We start from the raw sequence: 18,014 nt of genomic DNA on the forward strand, positions 1-18,014 counted from the left end.
ACTGCCGCGCTTTCGTCCTGCAACAGCGGCATTTTCAGCAACGGCCGCATGCTGTACAATTTGGCGCAGCAGGGTGAGGCGCCTGCAAGCTTTGAGAAGGTATCCCGTTCCGGCGTTCCGGCTCGTGCGATTGTTGTATCCGCTTTCTTCCTGTTGATCGGCGTCGTGCTCAATTACATCGTTCCGGAAAAAGCGTTTACCATGGTTACCAGTATCGCTACGTTTGCGGTCATTTGGGTATGGGCTGTCATTCTGATCTCGCAAATCCGCTTCCGTAAGAAGCTTTCGGCCGATCAAGCCACCAAGCTGATCTACAAAATGCCGTTTGCGCCTTACAGCTCTTACGCCGTGCTCGCATTTCTGGTGTTCGTGGTCGGGATTATGGCGTACTCCCCGGATACCCGGATTGCGCTAGTGGTCGGCCCAGTATGGTATGCGATCCTGCTCGTGGTTTATTTCGTGAAAAAGAAAAAAAGCGCCTCCCCGGCCGGATCGAACGGCATGGAAAGACGCGTAGACGACGGCGCGCCGCAGGTATAGTCAATTCGAACGGATGGATCAGGAGGACATGAGCTTATTGGTCTTTAGATCAATGTAAAGCGCTACCTTCTGGTCCATGCTTTTTAAGTCGATCTCGCCGATTTCGGCAATCCGGGACAGACGATAGTTCATCGTATTCGTATGGATATGAAGCGCGGCGGCTGCCTCCTTGGCATTGCTGTCGTGCATCAGAAACGTCTCCAGTGTGTCCAGCAGATTCGTATGATGGTCCCGGTCGTATTCCTTAAGCCGCTGCAAATGGCGGTTCACCATCCGGTGGGACTTTTTGTATTCGTAAATGGGGGGCAGGAACCGGTAAAAGCCCAAGTCTTCGTAGTGGTGAATTTTCGTTTGATTCGGGAACAGCTTCTTCAGGCGCAGAAGCGTGAGCGCTTCGCGGTAGCTCGTCTCGACCTTGCCGTAGTCTTCGTACAGAGAACCGCAGGCGGAGGCCATGGCAGATACGCGAAACCGGTCCTGCATCTGCTTGCCAAAATGATTGATAAAGCTGCCGGCGTGCTCTTTCCAAGACGTCGATTCGGAAGGGGAAGCGAGCAGGATGAAGTGATGGTGATCCGCCGCATGGCATACGACGGAGATGCGCTGCGTCACTGACATCAGATAGCGGATTTGCTGGAGCCGATGATCATCGATCGATTCGGGAAATTCGAACACCATGACGTAAAAAGCGGGGGGGAGCGTCAAATGGATTTGAGCCGCTTTGTCCCGGACGGCCGCTTCGGTGGTCAAATGCCCCGTAAGCAGCTGCCAGAAAAACTCCTGATAGCCTTCCTCCTGCTTGCGTTTGCGCGTTTGAATCTGCAGCAGCTTTTGTTTGGCCGTTTGCGCGGCCTTTTTTAATTGCTGTATGCCGTTATCGTCGATGGGCTGCTCCACCTCAAGCGCCCAAATATATCCAAGAACTTCCTCGTCTTTGCGAATGGCGATGGCGACGCGGTCTCCAAGACCGATATCCGTGATTGAAGCGATCCGAACCGGCTCGTCGGTCTTCATGAGCTGCGGAATAACCCCTTGCCTCCACAAGCTTTGCACGACCTTCTCAGGCACCCGCCGGCCGATGATGGTCGCGATGCGGGCTTCGTCCGTCTGGCGGTCATGCGCGCTGTAAGCGACAAGCCGATGATTGGCGTCTTCAATCGTAACCGGGCAGCGAAGCACCTCGCTAATAGTTTCGGCTAACGTTTCCAGACTGTCGAAATGCTGATCGAAGGGCCCTTTTTCGGCGGTCATGCTTCATTTCTCCTTTTTCAAGTTTCGGGTGGCAGCGGTACCATTTAACTATAAACAAATTTTTTTGTCATGGGAATCCCCTGAAGGGGATCAAAATTTAACTGCATCGTGATATAATGGACGAACACACATTCTCATAGAAATAGAAAGGGATTTTCCATGTCGTTTCGTCAGCTTGTAATCATTGTAGGAATTACCGTGCTTGGCATCGCTGCGGCCTATATGGCCAAAATTCCGGTCGTTTTTGGCTTTTCGGCTGGGCTGCTGGCCCTTATTCTAATTTCGCTCCGCAGCGGAATTGGAGGCAAGGAGCTTGCTGCCGGGATACTGGAAGGCGTGCGCCGCACCAAGGAAGTTGTCTGGCTTCTGCTGCTCGTCGGCATGATTCTGCCTTGCTGGGCGGTCAGCGGGACGGTGGATGAGCTGGTTCGATGGGCGCTTGCCGTCGTACAGCCGCAGTATGCGCTGACCTTTTCGTTTCTGATCTGTGCGTTCGTGTCGATGATTCTCGGGACCTCGACCGGGACGCTCAGTGCGGTCGGCGTTCCGCTCATCGGGATGGCAATCCATGTGGGCGTTCCGCTGCCGTACGTGGCCGGGGCCGTCGTCTCCGGCATCTTTGTCGGCGACCGTACGTCGCCTTTTTCCAGTGCGCACCAGTTGATCGCGGCTTCGACGGAAACGTCCATCCCGCGGCAATGGCGGGCGATGGCTCCGACCTCGGTGCTTGCCGTACTTGCTTCGCTGGCTTTCTACGGATGGCTCGATCTGCGGACAGCCAAAGGTCCGGTGGAGCAGTCGGCTAACCTCATTCCTTCCGATCTGGGCGAATCGCTCGTGCTGCTGATACCCATCTTCGTTCTTCTCGGCTCGATCGTGCTGCGGTTGAAGACGAAATACGGATTTCTGTTATCCATCGCAGCCGCGATTATTGTAGGAAGCCTGCAAAAAGGGGTAGGGCCGGCCGATTGGCTAAAAGCGATGTGGAGCGGGGCGGAGCATTCGATTGTCGAAGGCAAGGGATTGCTGAGCATGATCAGCCTCGTCTCGCTTATTGTGCTGGCCGGGGCGTTCAACGGCATTCTGGAACGGTCGAACCTGATCGGCTCGTACATCGAGCGGATGATGGGGGAGATGCCTTCGCTCGCTTCCGCGACATGGCGCACCGGAGCGTTCGGCCTCGTCCTGTGTCTGATCTCCTGCACGCAGACGCTGCCGATCATCATGTCCGGCCGCAACATTTTGCCGCTATGGAACCACCGGTTTAGTTCCGCGCACCTTTCGCGCGTCATCGCCGATACAAGCGCCGTTCTGGCCGCGGCCGTACCGTGGAATTTGCTGGCCGTGCTGTGCAGCACATTTGTGGGCGTGCCGGTGGAGCAGTATTTGCCGTTTGCGATTTTTCTGTGGAGCCTGCCGCTTTGCACTTATTTATACTCCGGTTATCTGGACCGTGCGAAAGTCCGTGCTCAAGCCTGAGACATCAGGCTTTTTTGTTTATAATGATAGAATGTATAAGTTTTCAGCGGAGCTTAAGCATTCTATCATTTCAAGAAAAGCTTCGACCAGAACACAACTGTATCTTCCACGAAAAGGCTTCGATGAAGAAGCTTTTCTTATAAATCTTGCGAAAGACGCACCATATCGATCACTTGCATCCCGTTTTCGTAAATCGGCTCCTCGTAATGCCGGATGAAAAAATCCCTGTCGATCGAGGTCATGCGGAAGCCGCACTTCTGATACAGAGCCAACTGACCGATGCTTGAATTGCCGGTGCCGATTTCAATCGTTTTATACCCTATCTGTCTCGCGGTCTCAATCGCGTGGATCACCAGCTTTTTACCTATGCCTTGACCTTGATGGCGCTCGTCAACGGCGACATTGACAATTTCGACGGTTTCAGGTCTGGTGGGCAGAAGAACATATACACCCAGAATAAGTTCCTCTGCTTTGGCGACATAGCATTGGCCTCTTTGAATATATTCTTCAACCAACTTTTGGGAAGGGTCGGCTAATAACAGCAAATCCATTGGGGGCTGCTCATGGGATGCCAGTTTTACAATTTTCATATGATCACTCCTAGAAAGTTAAAAAATAGCAGTTTCTTTACATAAGATTCGGTAAGCCTCCGCCGGGTTCCTTCTTTTTGCTCATAATTGGTTGAAAGCATCCGCATACTAACGAATAACTAAACAAACAGCCTTAAGGCAAAGGATGAACCTATGACGGAACCGAATACGGATCGACAAATTGAAAATACATTGGACCACCGTTACATTCCGATCACTTCCGTCAAAAGCGGAGCATTGCAGACGGTGGCGGAGCGTGTCTCCTGTCTGACCATCCAAGTGGTGAACGTATGCTTTATCGGGAATCGCGAACCGGCCGACGGATGGGTACTCGTCGACGCCGGAATGCCGGATTCCGCTGACACGATCCAACAAGCGGTTCGGGAGCAGTTCGGAGAACACAGCAAGCCGAAGGCTATCGTGCTGACCCATGGTCATTTCGACCATGTGGGCGCCGTTGTCGAGCTGGCGGAGGCCTGGGAGGTTCCGGTATACGCCCACGAGCTGGAGCTGCCGTATATAACCGGGCGGCAAAGCTACCCGGACCCCGACGCGTCTGTCGAAGGCGGACTGCTCGCCAAGCTGTCACCCTTGTTCCCGAACGAGCCGGTCAACTTGGGCAAGCATGTCCGGGCGCTTCCCTCCGACGGCACCATTCCCGGATTGCCGGAGTGGCACTGGATACCGACGCCCGGTCATTCGCCGGGCCATGTGTCGCTATTCCGGGAGGCCGACCGCACGATGATCGTCGGGGACGCTTTCGTCACGGTACGGCAGGATTCCTTGTTTAAGGTTATTTTGCAATATGAAGAGATTTGCGGCCCGCCCCGTTATTTTACGACGGATTGGAAGGCGGCCAAGGAATCCGTGCAGAGACTGGAAGCGTTGAAGCCCGTGGCCGCTGTGACGGGGCACGGGGTGCCGGTATTCGGCGACGAGCTTGCTCAGGGACTCGCGAAGCTGGCCGGACAATTTGATCGTGTGGCTGTTCCGGATTACGGGCGCTATGTTGACCGTATGCATTGAGCGTATAGTTGGTTGTGACGGTAAAGACCGCGTTGAACTGTCTTCAAGTAATAGAATGGAAAAGTAAAGAATTGAAGTAGAGATTAGCATTGAAGGTATCCTTGCAGTGTGAAAAAAGACAAGCTCTTCCCCTAAACCGGGAAGGGCTTGCCGTCTTTTAAGCTTTATCCGGCAATAACGAGCTGACAATTAAAGACAACGTTTGCCTGTATACCGCATGCGCCGATTGTACATCTCCTAAGTGTCCTCCCATGTAAAGATGAATGACGCCATGGAGCGAAGCCCAGAATACGCGGATAACTAATTCAGTGTCATACTGGCCAGGGATGAGACCTTGCTTTTGCGCATTGTTGATCACCGTCAATAATTGCCGCATGGCCGTTACGGTACCATTTAGGCTTTCCTCGTCCGGTTTGAAATCCGCGAATGCGCCTCCGAACATCAGTTTATAATAACTGGAGTAACGCTGCCCGAATTGCCAAAAGGCTTCGCCTAAATTCTGCAAATGCTGCGCCGGATCAGCACCTTGCGGCGTCCCCTCGAATTCGTTAGCGAGAAGCTTACAACCGTCCAGATACAGCTGCTGAGCCAAGCCCTCTTTATTGACAAACAAGTTATAAATGATTTTTGTCGAGCAACCCATTTTCTGCGATACTTTACGCACCGTAACGGCTTCTGGACCCTCTTCTTGCAAGAGCGTTGCCGCAGCGTCAACAACGAGCTTACGGAGATTTTCAATATTTTGCAAGCGGGCTTCTTGGTAGGTTTTCAACACTCGTGAGTTCGCATTGGAGGAGATATCTTGATCGCTCATAATCATCACCTTCGGATATCAAGTTTTCGTCAGGAAACAAAGTTTCTGACGCTCTTGCAAGGAATTTTATACAGTTGTTAAGCGCTTGTCAATGAGACGGTAGATGTTCAAGGATATTCAAAGATCATATTGACTTTCTAAAAAAGCCGGGATACAATGAAATCGTTAGGAAACACTGTTACCAAATGGTATGATGATTATCACATTCCTTGAGAATCGGGAATAATTACTTCTGTTCATTTGGTAACAATGTTTCTATATCATAACATAGTATCTAGAAGGGGAGTAGCGATATGACGATTCAAGGTAAATGGGCGCTCATCACGGGAGCTTCTTCCGGTATTGGAGAGCAATTCGCGAGACAACTGGCCAAACAAGGCAGCCATTTAGTACTCGTAGCCCGATCGAAGGGCAAGCTTGAGAGTCTGGCATCAGAGCTCAGAAAGATGTATAGCATCAAAGCCGAGGTTATCGCTATGGATCTTGCGAAAGAGGGCGCACCCAGCGAGTTATATCAGCAATGTCGACTTTTGAAAGTGGATATCGAACTGCTGGTCAACAATGCAGGCTTTGCTACGCATGGTTTGTTTGAACAAGTGTCAGGCGAGCGTCAACATGAAGAAGTTATGCTCAATGTCGCCGCTGTTGTAGATATGACCCACTTGTTTTTGCCGGACATGTTGCGCAAAAGCTCAGGTACAGTTATCAATGTTGCTTCAACCGCCGGATTTCAACCACTTCCCTATATGGCCGTATATGGGGCAACGAAAGCTTTCGTCCTGTCGTTTACTCAAGCGTTATGGTTTGAAAACCGCAACCGCGGCATTAAATTCTTCGCACTTTGTCCCGGTGCGACGGACACGAGTTTCTTTGATGTCGTAGGAACGGAAGAAGCCTCCGTCGGAAAGAAAGACACTCCGGAAAGAGTCGTAGAGGTTGCACTTCGTGCGTTGAAGGAAGGGAAAGTGTACGTCGTTCCGGGTGTGCAGAATTATCTCGGGGCGCAGTTATCGCGATTCATTACACGAAAACAAAGTCTTCGGCTTGTTGGAAGCATGATTCGTCCGCGTGAAGGATCCAGCAGCAATAATAAGAATCTGGGTAATCAATCTGATCTTGCAGGGAGGACAATTCGATGAAAGCTATACAGCTGAAAAACGGCTTCGGCTTCGAGGAATTAACCATAACGGAACTAGACATACCAACGCCAGGACCTAAGGAGGTACTGATCCGCATGAGGGCAGCTTCTCTCAATTACCGTGATCTAATGGTCCTCAGCGGATTAATGCCGATCGAAGTCAAATTTCCCTTCATTCCATTATCAGACGGAGCGGGAGAAATTGTAGCCGTTGGCCAAGGAGTAACAAGGTTCCAGGTCGGACACCGAGTAGCGGGTAATTTTCAACAGCGATTCATTGCCGGCAGCCCAAGACCTGGGGTGTTAGAAGAAAGCCTGGGGGGGCCGTTGAACGGAATAGCGGCCGAGTATGTCGTTCTACATGAAGACGGAGTCGTCGCTATTCCCGATCACCTCACTTATGAGGAGGCCTCAACCTTACCGATCGCGGCATTAACCGCATGGAGCATGCTAATCGAATATGGCGGTTTGCAAGCGGGTGATACCGTGCTGCTGCAAGGAACGGGCGGGGTATCCATCTTCGGGCTTCAATTCTCGCTTATGTCCGGAGCACGAGCCATCATCACGTCGAGCAGTAACGCCAAGCTGGAACGAGCAAAAGCTCTTGGCGCATGGCAAACGATCAATTATTCGGAAGCTCCCGATTGGGATAAGGCGGCGTTAGAGTTGACTGGCTGCGGCGTCGATCATGTTCTGGATGTTGGAGGAGCGGCAACGATGGGGAAATCCATAAATGCGCTTCGCACTGGAGGGACCTTGAGTATGGTCGGGTTCTTATCGGGCTTGACCATTCCGGAATACGATGTCTCCAGCATTTTGCAGAAAGCCGCAACTGTTCGCGGCAGTCAAGTCGGCAACCGAGATCACTTCGAAAAGATGAATCGGGCGATTGCCCATCATCGTTTATATCCCGTCATCGACCATGTATTCCCGCTGGCCCGAATTGGAGAAGCATTCGCGCTCTTGGCTGAAGGAAAGCAATATTTCGGTAAAATCGTAGTCCAAATCTAAAATCTCGCTTATATGAAAAAGGAGACACACTAATGCCTAATACACAAGTTCGATCCGCTAAATCTACTGAAGGCGTGAATCGTCCTAAACGCTCACTACGTGCTAGGGGGCTATCGCTGCTCGCGGTGCTCATTCTAGGAATACTCGTTTTCTTGCTTGTACCTTCACCGATCAAACCGGCAAAATGGTCAGCACCGACGGCCCCCTCTTTTGAGGAAGCGGGTCCGTGGAAACAAAACAATAAACTCAGCTCGGCTCAGCTTGTGACTGATGCCCCTCAATTCCCTGAATTCATTACATTCGATAAAGAAGGTCAGCTATATACAGGAGATTCAGATGGGAAGATTTACAAGGTTCCTTTCGATGCAGAGGGAAATCCGCAAAAAGCCCAAATGTTTGCAGACACCAAAGGAACTCCTAATGGGCTTATATTCGATGCCAAAGGCGATTTGATCGTTACTGATGTCAAGAGGGGACTGCTGTCTATTAACCCGTCCGGGAGCATAGAGGTATTGGCTGATCAAGTGGACGGTAAGCCGATCTATCTAGCTAACGAGCTTGATATTGCCAAGGACGGCTCCATTTATTTTTCTGATACTTCGAATTATGGTAGTGTGACCTTCAAAGAAATTGCCGAGAACAAGCCGCATGGACGTTTGCTGAAGTACGATCCAAAGACCAAGCAAACGACCGTCCTTTTAGAAGGCCTTTATTTTGCAAACGGAGTTGCCTTGTCTGCGGATGAAGATTTTGTGCTTGTGGCGGAATCGTATCATTATCAATTGACCAGATACTGGCTTAAAGGACCGAAGAAGGGTACATCTGATATTTTCGTAGACAATCTCGCAGGTTTTCCAGACAACATTACGCGTGATGATCAAGGTCATTTCTGGGTCGGTATCTTCACGACTCGCATTTCTTTTGTAGATCAGATGCATAGTAACCCTTGGTTAGCCAGTACCATGGCCAAATTGCCGGAGTCGCTGCTTAGCGGCGCAAGCGCGCCGGCGAAGCATGGGCTTGCTATAGAGCTCAGCCCGCAGGGAGAGCTTATCGGAAGCTGGCATGATCCGGAAGGCAAACTGTATGGCGTAACTACGGCTGTAAGCCATAACGGATATTTATATATAGGAACGGCACCGGGAGGCAGCAAGGGTGTTCATCGCGTGCTTTTAACAAAATAATGTTGGAATTTGGGAGGGTGCGAAATGAATCTGGATGATTTGGAGCTATCTTGGAATGAGAAGGAGAGTCTGATCGGCAAAGTGGCCTTGGTGACAGGCGCTAGCAGTGGCATCGGGGCATCGATCGCCAGGAAACTGGCAAAGCGCGGCGCCTATGTGACGGTCGTGGCACGTCGACGGGATCGATTGGATGAGCTGGTTCAGGAATTGCATAAAGAGGGATTGTACGAGGTTATGACAGTACCTGCTGATATTCAAAAGGCTGAAGAAGTACAGCATGTGGTCAATAAAACGATTAACCGCTGGCGCCGTCTTGATATTATAGTCGCCAATGCCGGATTCGGGTATCGAAGTCCTTTGGTAGAAGTGGATCTGGAAAGATGGGAGGAGCTGTACAGGACGAATGTACACGGTCTTATGTTGACGCTGCAATACGGGCTTCCGCCGATGCTGGGTCAGGGCAAGGGAGATGTCATCATCATCTCCTCCATTGCCGGCAAGGAAGTGATTGCCGGAGGAGGTCCATACAGCGCTACCAAATACGGTGTTAACGCCATAGCGTCTGCGTTACGTTTGGAGGCAATCGATCAGGGGATTCGCGTTACGACGATTCAACCCGGGGCGGTGGCAACGGAATTTTCTCAGGTGGCCGGGTATTCCGAGGATGAAATTCGCGCGTTTTCTTCGAAAGTCCTGCCGTTACATCCCGATGACGTTGCAGAGGCGGCGCTTTATGCACTGGAGCAACCTGAGCATGTCAACATTCCAGAACTGACCATTATGCCTTCAAAGCAAACCCAGCGGTTCAAATAATTAACCAAGAAAGTAACGCACTGATGACAAAGAATTGCGGGCTTTCGAGGTAGGATTCGTAGCTGACCATCTTCTAAGAATCTTACCTCAGCTCGTTCAACGACATTGCGGACCAAAGTTGGTCGCCCAAATGAGTGCCCTTAATTTTTTCGCCGATAGACCCGTTAAGCTGAACCGTATCACAAGCGGCATTAGATACTTCGGATAAAATTGCCGCATTCGTAGACCCATCGGGTGTTGTGGGGGAAATGAAGCTCAAGACAACTCCCTACCCGCACGTTTTGCAAAAATCGATCATTCGAAAATTTCTATGGGAAGCACAGTTCTCCCTTGAGATTGGGAAAAAAGGTGTCTATAAAAAAGATTTATTATACATTGCCGGATGTTATTTTAGGTCAGTCTCTTGCTTGAATCAGGTTTTGTTTGCACTTAACGAAATTTACTCACATATTGACCTTGGTCACAGAAGATCAAGCCGGTTTGGAGAAGGCTCAAAGCCTGTTACGTGATCTGATTCATGAAACAGACAATCTAGTGAAAAGTGAAGGTCTCTTGAACTAAGGGACAGGATAGTTTAAATATAAGAGTATTCTACATTTTGAGAAACAGCGATAACATGTAGACTGGTGGTGATACAAAATTCATGCCAAAGTAGGATGATATGTGGGTTATCGCGAAGATGGAAGTGCCATATGGAAAACGATTGTTAGGAAGCTTCGCACTGCCGGTTGTGTTTTTGCTGAGGATGAGGCCCGATTGCTTATGTCTTCTTCAAAAAATTCTACCGAACTCGCCGAACTGGTGGATCGCAGAGTTGCCGGTTTTCCTCTTGAACACATTATCGGATGGTCGGATTTCTGTGGTCTGCGGATTGAGTTGGATCCTGGAATTTTCGTACCCCGGCAACGAACCGAGTTTTTAGTGCGACAGGCCGTGGCCCTCACTCGACCAGGAGACGTAGTCGTTGACCTGTGCTGCGGTTCAGGAGCTTTGGGCGCGGCCTCAGCCGCTTTAATGGAACGTATTGAATTGCACGCGGTTGATATCGACCCTGCTGCAGTACAATGCGCCCGTCGTAATATTCAGTTAGACAAGGGCTTTGTGTATGAAGGGGATCTCTACGATCCAATACCTGTTCAACTTTATAACCGTGTCAATGTTATTATAGCCAATGCCCCATACGTACCGACCGAGGCAATAAAATTCATGCCAACGGAAGCCCGCATCCACGAGGCAAGAATTGCACTTGATGGAGGAGCTGATGGACTTGACGTTCAACGAAGAATAGTGGCTGAAGCTCCTCTCTGGCTTGCAAAGGGAGGCTATTTACTAGTCGAAACGAGCGAGAAGCAGGCGCCGTTGACGGCCGAACTCTTTGCTCAATACGGATTGATTCCAAAATGGGTTCATTCCGAAGAACAGGACGCTAACGTTATCATCGGAATCCGAACAGACCATCCAAGACCAAGCTAGGAAGAAAGCTGCTTCACTAACGAAGACGATAGCACTATGACGAGCAGGTTGCCGGCATCATTGGCAGCCTGCTCAACGCTCAGGCAGAATGGCGGAACGACTGTCCGTTTAGTTGGAATGAAGTTCGTTTTCATGACTAAACAGGTCCTGCGCTACGGTAAGGAACGCTTGAACTGCCGGAGAAACATATTGAATCGCTGGAATCGCCAGCGCCACATGACGCCAATTTGCTTGTTTAAGGTTTCCTAATTTAATTTTTGGCTGGTCTTTGAGAAACAGCTCGGGCCCGATCGTAATACCAAGTCCTTCTTGGACCATACTTGAAATGGTAGCGCAATCTTGAACTTCGAAGCGGACCGACGGTGTTATTTTAGCCTGAGCAAAAATCTCATCAACATGCGTCCGATAAACTCCTTTTGGCATTATAAAAGGCTCTTCCTTTAACTCTTGCACATCAATTGTTTTTTCTTTTTTGAATCGATGTCCTTCGGGATAGGCGACAACCATTTTATCTTTGATTAAGGGCAAAAGATTCAGATTCGCATTCACGTTCTGTTGTACAACAATTCCAATGTCAATGACACCCGTCTCAAACCACTCGATAATTTCTTCGTAGGTCCCCTCAAAGAAAATAAACTCAATGTTCGGATGTTTTTTTTGATATTTCGAAATGATTTTGGGCAGTATGCAGGCCGTTGCGCTTGCGAAGCTTCCTATGCGTATCGTGCCTGCTTCAAGATTGGCTGCAAAGGCTGCTTCTTGCTTGATTTTTTCCATGTGGTTTAAGATTTCCCGCATATGTCCCAGCGTTTTCTGGCCCACTTCAGTCAGCATAAAGCCTTTTTTGCGGTCCCGTATTAGCAATGGAATGCCTAATTCCGACTCCAATCCGGCGACAGCGTGACTTACTGCGGATTGGGTCATGTTTAGTTTCTCGGCTGCTTTTGTAAAGCTGCCCGTTTCAATGACTTTGGAAAAAACCTCAAATCGCGCGATTGTCATGAGTTATACCTCATATATAATATGAAAATTATGAATTTTATTAATGTTAACATAGGATTATATACTGATGCAAGCAGGATCGTCTTGCAAATCTAGGGGAGGTTGCTTCCATGACTTTAAAACTATTTTCTTCGTACGATCTAAAGGGGCTGCACTTAAAAAATCGCATCGTGATGGCGCCGATGTGCCAGTATTCCGTTAAAGCCAAAGATGGAAAACCGAACGATTGGCATTATGTGCATTATGTCAGCCGCACCATTGGCGGAACGGGCCTCATTATTATGGAAATGACCGATGTCGATCCCGACGGCCGAATTACCGATCTTGACCTCGGTTTGTGGTCGGATGAGCATATTCCCGCATTCGCCAAAATTATCGATGGCGTACATGCTCATAACGGAAAAATTGGCATTCAGCTTGCTCATGCGGGACGGAAAACGGAAGATGTGGCGGTACCTATCGCTCCATCTGCGATAAAATTTCCGGGATCGCCGTATCAAATGCCGCGTGCGCTTACGACCGATGAGATTCAAATCGTCGTCCAAAAATTTGCCGATGCTGCCCGCCGTGCCGTAAAAGCCGGGGTAGATACGATCGAACTTCATGGAGCTCACGGTTATTTGATCCATCAATTCCAATCACCTTTGACCAATAAACGGGATGATATGTATGGCCAAGAGCTTGCCGTTTTGGTGTGGAAGTCATCCAAGCCGTAAAAGCAGAAATGCCTGGGGATATGCCGCTCCTCTTCCGTATTTCGGCTGTAGAATATGCCGATGGCGGATATGATATCGATCACGCGATCGAATTGGCCAAAGCCTACAAGGCTGCAGGGGTAGACGCGTTTCATGTAAGTACGGGCGGAGAAGGACCCCCCGGAGAGAAAAAGCCGGGCAATTACCCCGGGTATCAAGTGCCTTTTGCCCGTAAAATCCGCGAGGCGGTGGGCTTGCCTGTCATTGCCGTAGGTATGCTTGAAGATCCGTTGCGGGCCGAATCGATTATCGACAGCGAAGCAGACTTTGTAGCGATTGGACGGGCCTTGCTGCGTGATCCGTATTGGGCTGCTCATGCCGCGTTCGCGCTCGGTCACGAGCAAACGCAAACTCCTATTGCGGAACCTTATAGAGTCGCTTACGAGATTTAGAAATGAGAAAGGGGGGGAGAAAAGCTTGCTTAAACGACCGGAACAAAACGAATATGACCCGTATTTTTCGAGGTACATCGAGCTTGTGCCTGAAGGCGATATCCTTGCTTTTCTTGAGCACCAGCGGAACCGCTTAAACGTCTTTTTCGATAATCTTAGCGAAGAACAAGGAGAGCTTCGCCATGTGCCTGGGAAGTGGAGCTTTAAGGAAGTACTTGGTCATATCAGCGATTCGGAGCGTGTTATGAGCTATTGGATGCTTAGCGTTGCACGTGGAGATACCATGAAACTTCTTGGTTACGATCAGGATATTTATGTGAAAAACGGTTGCTTCGGGGAGCATACGATTGCGGAGTTGCTTATAGATTTCGAAGCTGTCAGACAAGCGATACGTACGCTTTTGACAACAATTGCAGAGACGGACTGGTTATGGGTAAGCCATGTGGTCGATAAAGCTGTGACAGCTCGAAGTCTTCTCTATGTGATGGTCGGTCATACGGAGCATCATTTAAATATCATTCAGCAGCAGTTTGGTCGATAACCGGAAGGATGCTATGATCATCGGCTGCCGTACAAGGAATTTTGTCTCTCTACGAAGAAGTTAAGTAATTGGTTCGCTGACAAAAGGGGAAGTAGGAGGGAAACCATGACGGAAGAAGAGGCAAAACGGCTGCTGATGCTGCACAGTTTCTCAATTGATGAGGCGATCGACCATCCAAAGGGTCAAACCGGATTTCTGATGTCGCTTCGCCCGTACCGCGGCTTGATCGAAGAGAACTTTCATGAGGTCATGTACGCTCTGTACATCCTGCAAAACAAGCTGGGGCCGGACGCACCGCATCTGGATCGGGATATTGTCTCCGCCGTATGGGGGATGTGTCACTTAAGCCGGGCGTGGGGCGTTCATCCGGACGGCATGCTCCGTTCTAACGGGTTGATTGCGGAAGAGGATATGTGCCGATTAGAAGAGTGGATCGACATGATTTCGTACGCGTTCCTGAACCTGTTGGAAGGCAATGGGGACGAGGCCTTTTTCGAATACTTGGAAAGCTACGGCGCATTCCGGGAGCCGATGCTTGAAGAGGAAGGGTAACCCGCGAAGCCTGGCAATGATATTTGCCGTAGAGCTTGCCCGAGGCGCAATTCATCCAACGTGGAAGAGAGCGGCTCGGGCAGGGGATGCATAGCAAAATTAAGCTTTAAAACGGCATTTCAGCAGATATACTTCATCGTACGATTTGATTAATTCGCCAGGGTCTGGTCTGAAACTCGTCGGACCCTGCTCCTTCTTGCGTACAATCGCGCCTAAAGTAATGGGCTCCTCCGTGACGATTATTTGGCTGTTAATCATCGGACCCATTTGAGAGGAAGTAAAAAATTCTTTGGCAATGGAGCCCTTACTTGAAGTGAAGCTGCCTCCATCCCGCACCGAAATAATCCACATTTGCTCCTTGTCGTTTACGCTGGTCAGGCTCCAATACAGCTTGTTTTCCAGCTTGGGCCTAATCCTCGTCCCCATCGATGCCACAGTCTCCTTAAACGATCCGTTCACGTAATGCTCCAGCCAGCAATCGATCTGGGTCATACTCTCGTCATCCGTTTGAAACTTATAGATGAATAAATTTTCTGTGCCTGCGGCGCTCCGGATCGACGTGTATTCGTCATCCGTCATCGGAACATAGCTTATCGCATTTGCTTTTTCGCCCGGAGAATCGTTTGAACTCATGCTTGCCCTTGTATTGACCGGCTTCGTAAGGTGCTTCTTCGGTGCGTCATTCCAGATCCCGGCCGCAAAGGCAAGCGCGAACAAACAGGCGAGAAATATTTTTAGTTTCATCAAATAAGACCTCCAATAATGTTCGTGCAAACGGAACTTTCCAGCACCAATATACCACATTATGGTTATTTGCACCAATTATGTTACAAGATCGGAGGGGGCGAAAGAGGCAGGGGGCAGGACTTAGGAGGGACCCCATACCCGTTCATCGTACGTGCAAACATTTGAGTTCTGCCAATTTGATTTAAAGACAATTTAAAGATTTGTCTCTAAATACCCGCTGGCGCTATGATGTTATTGAAATCGCTATCATTTGTGACGAAGGGAGCTGTTTTGATCGATGAGAACCGTGGAGGAACTGGAGCGTAAGCTTGCCGAGCCGTCGCCTGCTTTGGTGGAGGAGATAAAGTCGCTGGAGGGGGACATCATGCTGCTCGGGGTGGGCGGCAAAATGGGACCGAGTCTCGCCAAGCTGGCGATCAACGCGATCCGGGAATCGGGGGTCGACCGCAAAGTATACGGGGTGTCGAGATTTTCAGAACAAGGGCTGAAGGAAGAGCTGGAGAGCTTCGGCGTCGAAACGATTGCGTGCGATCTGCTGAACGATGAGCAGCTGCAAAAGCTGCCTGACGTGAAAAACGTCGTTTATATGGCCGGTACAAAATTCGGCACTACAGGCAGAGAGTATTTTACATGGGCGATGAACGCCTATTTGCCGGGCCGTGTTGCGGAGAAGTTCCGCCATTCACGGATCGTGGTATTCTCCACCGGCAACATTTATCCGTTGACTCCTGTCCTACAGGGCGGAGCGAGCGAATCGACAGCTCCGTCGCCGGTCGGCGAGTACGGGCAGTCGTGTCTCGGGCGGGAGCGGGTGTTCGAGCATTTTTCCCATCAATACGGAACGCCGGTCTTGATTTACCGCCTCAATTATGCGATCGATCTGCGGTACGGGGTGCTGCTGGAAATTGCAAAATCGGTGAAGGAAGGGCGTCCGATCGACGTGTCCATGGGGCATTTCAACTGCATCTGGCAGGGCGACGCCAATGAAGTCGCGCTTCGTTCGCTGCTGCGCTGCAAGCAAGGGGCGGAAGTGCTGAACGTGACCGGTCCGGAGACGGTATCGATCCGGTATGCGGCCACCGAACTCGCCAAGCGGCTCGGAACGGAAGCGGTGTTCACCGGACAGGAGGCGGACACGGCGCTGCTCAGTAACGCGTCAAAATGCATGCAACTGTTCGGGTATCCGCGGGTAGCGCTTTTGCAAATGATCGATTGGGTGGCCGAATGGGTGTTCCACGAAGGCAAGACGATTAACAAACCGACGCATTTTCAGGAAAGAGAGGGGAAATTTTAACGTATGGGCGGCAGAAAACCGTTGTCACCGGAACAATCCCGGGCGCTGCATGAAGGGCTGGTCATTCCCGCTCACCCGCTGGCGCTGGACGAACATCGAAGGCTCGACGAGCGCAGCCAGCGTGCTTTAACCCGCTATTATGCTGCATCTGGCGCCGGAGGCATCGCGGTGGGCGTGCATTCGACGCAGTTTGAAATCCGCGAGCCGCAGTTCAATCTGTTCGAAAAAGTGCTGCGGACGGCCTCCGAGGAGGTCGACCGGGCGAACATCGCGCGCCCGTTCCTGAAAATCGCCGGTATTTGCGGGCCGACCGAGCAGGCGCTGAACGAAGCGGACACGGCAGTCGGACTCGGGTATGACGCAGGGCTGCTGAGCATGGGCGGGCTGCAAAGCTTGAGCGAGGCGCAAATCCTCGAACGCACGGCGCGGGTCGCCGAAAAGATGCCGGTGGTCGGCTTTTATTTGCAGCCGTCCGTCGGAGGGAAGGTATTCAGCTTCGACTTTTGGAAGGAGTTTGCCACCATTCCCGGCATCGTGGCGATCAAAATGGCGCCGTTCAACCGGTACCAAACGATCGACGTGGCGCGGGCCGTGTGCTATTCGCCGCGGCGCGACGAGATTGCGCTGTACACCGGCAACGACGATAACATCGTGAGCGATCTGCTGACCGTATACCGCTTTATGGTGGACGGCAATCCCGTGGAAAAACGGATCGTCGGCGGACTACTCGGGCACTGGGCGGTGTGGACGCGCAAAGCGGTCGAGCTGCTGGAGGAAATCAAGCAAGTACGGCAATCGGGAACGATCGGCAGCGAGTGGCTCACCCGCAACGTGGCGGTGACGGATGCGAACGCGGCGTTTTTCGATCCGGCACACGGGTTTGCCGGCTGCATTCCGGGCATCCACGAGGTGCTCCGCCGTCAAGGGCTGATGAAAGGCATCTGGTGCCTGAATCCTCACGAAACGCTGTCCCCGGGGCAGGCGGAGGAGATCGACCGGGTGTACCGGGATTACCCGGAATTGAACGATGATGCGTTCGTCCGCGAGCATTTGGCGTCCTGGATGGCTTGAGTCCCGGACCCGAGTCTAAGCAGGAGGAGACGCGCACGATGAGCCTCAAAGACGTCTTCTCCAGGGGAAAGGGGTGAACGAATGAATCCGAATCATGAGGAAAATCAAGGGCTGCTGGCGTCGGCGGAACGGCTTGCGGACTCGCTGGTGGCGTTTCGCCGCGACCTGCACGCCGAGCCCGAGTTGAGTTTGGACGAACGGGAAACGTCCCGCAAGGTGGCGGAGCAGTTGACCGGGCTCGGGCTTAAGGTGCGGACCGGCGTCGGCGGCTACGGCGTGACGGCCGAGCTTCGCGGCAGCGGACCCGGGCCCGTCATTGCGCTGCGCGCCGACATGGATGC

General features: G+C 51.1%; 17 protein-coding genes and 2 pseudogenes. 14 read left to right on the top strand and 5 right to left on the bottom strand.

What is annotated here, in order from left to right; all coding sequences use genetic code 11:
• Positions 1–540, top strand: a 540-nt coding sequence (locus tag QJ48_RS08970) for an amino acid permease (RefSeq protein WP_157261571.1), incomplete at its 5' end; no start/stop codon positions are given.
• 18 nt (positions 541–558) lie between these two features.
• Here the strand turns inward: QJ48_RS08970 and QJ48_RS08975 are convergent.
• Positions 559–1,791: a CdaR family transcriptional regulator gene (locus QJ48_RS08975; RefSeq protein ID WP_054973291.1), complete on the bottom strand. Its 1,233-nt coding sequence runs from the start codon at positions 1,789–1,791 to the stop codon at positions 559–561.
• 159 nt (positions 1,792–1,950) lie between these two features.
• On the opposite strand from QJ48_RS08975, the gene QJ48_RS08980 reads away from it, so the two are divergent.
• On the top strand, positions 1,951–3,270 hold the full coding sequence (locus QJ48_RS08980; protein ID WP_054973292.1) for a Na+/H+ antiporter NhaC family protein: 1,320 nt from the start codon (positions 1,951–1,953) through the stop codon (positions 3,268–3,270).
• Positions 3,271–3,407: 137 nt separating this feature from the next.
• Here QJ48_RS08980 and QJ48_RS08985 read toward each other — a convergent pair whose 3' ends face one another.
• Positions 3,408–3,860: a GNAT family N-acetyltransferase gene (locus QJ48_RS08985; RefSeq protein WP_054973293.1), complete on the bottom strand. Its 453-nt coding sequence runs from the start codon at positions 3,858–3,860 to the stop codon at positions 3,408–3,410.
• A 153-nt stretch (positions 3,861–4,013) separates the two neighbouring features.
• On the opposite strand from QJ48_RS08985, the gene QJ48_RS08990 reads away from it, so the two are divergent.
• Entirely contained in the window at positions 4,014–4,886 is an 873-nt protein-coding gene (locus tag QJ48_RS08990; protein WP_054973294.1) for an MBL fold metallo-hydrolase, read from the top strand.
• Between the two features lie 157 nt (positions 4,887–5,043).
• Here QJ48_RS08990 and QJ48_RS08995 read toward each other — a convergent pair whose 3' ends face one another.
• Complete coding sequence (locus tag QJ48_RS08995; protein ID WP_054973295.1) at positions 5,044–5,700, bottom strand: TetR/AcrR family transcriptional regulator; 657 nt, start codon at positions 5,698–5,700, stop codon at positions 5,044–5,046.
• Positions 5,701–5,993: 293 nt separating this feature from the next.
• Between QJ48_RS08995 and QJ48_RS09000 the strand changes: the two genes are divergently transcribed.
• The 5 genes from QJ48_RS09000 to QJ48_RS09020 all read left to right on the top strand — a co-directional run bounded on the left by QJ48_RS09000 (position 5,994) and on the right by QJ48_RS09020 (position 11,319).
• On the top strand, positions 5,994–6,839 hold the full coding sequence (locus QJ48_RS09000) for an SDR family oxidoreductase (RefSeq protein WP_054973296.1): 846 nt from the start codon (positions 5,994–5,996) through the stop codon (positions 6,837–6,839).
• A complete protein-coding gene (locus QJ48_RS09005; RefSeq protein WP_054973297.1) occupies positions 6,836–7,849 on the top strand; it encodes an NAD(P)-dependent alcohol dehydrogenase in 1,014 nt (337 codons plus the stop codon). The genes QJ48_RS09000 and QJ48_RS09005 overlap by 4 nt, the downstream gene beginning before the upstream one ends.
• Positions 7,850–7,881: 32 nt before the next feature.
• Positions 7,882–9,033 (top strand): SMP-30/gluconolactonase/LRE family protein, encoded by a 1,152-nt coding sequence (locus tag QJ48_RS09010; RefSeq protein WP_054973298.1) that lies wholly within the window; start codon positions 7,882–7,884, stop codon positions 9,031–9,033.
• 24 nt (positions 9,034–9,057) lie between these two features.
• Positions 9,058–9,846 carry an SDR family oxidoreductase gene (locus QJ48_RS09015; protein ID WP_054973299.1) on the top strand — a complete coding sequence of 263 codons (789 nt, stop codon included), beginning with the start codon at positions 9,058–9,060 and terminating at the stop codon, positions 9,844–9,846.
• Between the two features lie 663 nt (positions 9,847–10,509).
• A complete protein-coding gene (locus QJ48_RS09020) occupies positions 10,510–11,319 on the top strand; it encodes a putative protein N(5)-glutamine methyltransferase (RefSeq protein WP_054973300.1) in 810 nt (269 codons plus the stop codon).
• Between the two features lie 108 nt (positions 11,320–11,427).
• Here QJ48_RS09020 and QJ48_RS09025 read toward each other — a convergent pair whose 3' ends face one another.
• Complete coding sequence (locus tag QJ48_RS09025; RefSeq protein ID WP_054973301.1) at positions 11,428–12,321, bottom strand: LysR family transcriptional regulator; 894 nt, start codon at positions 12,319–12,321, stop codon at positions 11,428–11,430.
• 110 nt (positions 12,322–12,431) lie between these two features.
• On the opposite strand from QJ48_RS09025, the pseudogene QJ48_RS09030 reads away from it, so the two are divergent.
• The 3 genes and pseudogenes from QJ48_RS09030 to QJ48_RS09040 all read left to right on the top strand — a co-directional run bounded on the left by QJ48_RS09030 (position 12,432) and on the right by QJ48_RS09040 (position 14,561).
• Positions 12,432–13,468, top strand: a pseudogene (locus QJ48_RS09030) (NADH:flavin oxidoreductase/NADH oxidase).
• Positions 13,469–13,493: 25 nt separating this feature from the next.
• Positions 13,494–14,009 carry a DinB family protein gene (locus tag QJ48_RS09035; protein WP_054973302.1) on the top strand — a complete coding sequence of 172 codons (516 nt, stop codon included), beginning with the start codon at positions 13,494–13,496 and terminating at the stop codon, positions 14,007–14,009.
• 105 nt (positions 14,010–14,114) lie between these two features.
• Positions 14,115–14,561: a hypothetical protein gene (locus tag QJ48_RS09040; protein WP_054973303.1), complete on the top strand. Its 447-nt coding sequence runs from the start codon at positions 14,115–14,117 to the stop codon at positions 14,559–14,561.
• A gap of 99 nt (positions 14,562–14,660) precedes the next feature.
• On the opposite strand, the gene QJ48_RS09045 is transcribed toward QJ48_RS09040, so the two are convergent.
• Positions 14,661–15,305 carry a hypothetical protein gene (locus QJ48_RS09045; RefSeq protein WP_054973304.1) on the bottom strand — a complete coding sequence of 215 codons (645 nt, stop codon included), beginning with the start codon at positions 15,303–15,305 and terminating at the stop codon, positions 14,661–14,663.
• A gap of 280 nt (positions 15,306–15,585) precedes the next feature.
• Between QJ48_RS09045 and QJ48_RS09050 the strand changes: the two genes are divergently transcribed.
• From QJ48_RS09050 to QJ48_RS09060, 3 genes and pseudogenes are all read left to right on the top strand, one after another.
• A complete protein-coding gene (locus QJ48_RS09050; RefSeq protein ID WP_054973305.1) occupies positions 15,586–16,602 on the top strand; it encodes an NAD(P)-dependent oxidoreductase in 1,017 nt (338 codons plus the stop codon).
• 3 nt (positions 16,603–16,605) lie between these two features.
• Positions 16,606–17,673, top strand: coding sequence for a dihydrodipicolinate synthase family protein (locus QJ48_RS09055; protein ID WP_054973306.1), 1,068 nt, complete (start codon positions 16,606–16,608; stop codon positions 17,671–17,673).
• Positions 17,674–17,754: 81 nt separating this feature from the next.
• Positions 17,755–18,014, top strand: a pseudogene (locus QJ48_RS09060) (amidohydrolase); the annotation flags it as partial.

This window comes from Paenibacillus sp. A3 (assembly GCF_001399685.1).
Classification (GTDB): Bacteria; Bacillota; Bacilli; order Paenibacillales; family NBRC-103111; genus Paenibacillus_G.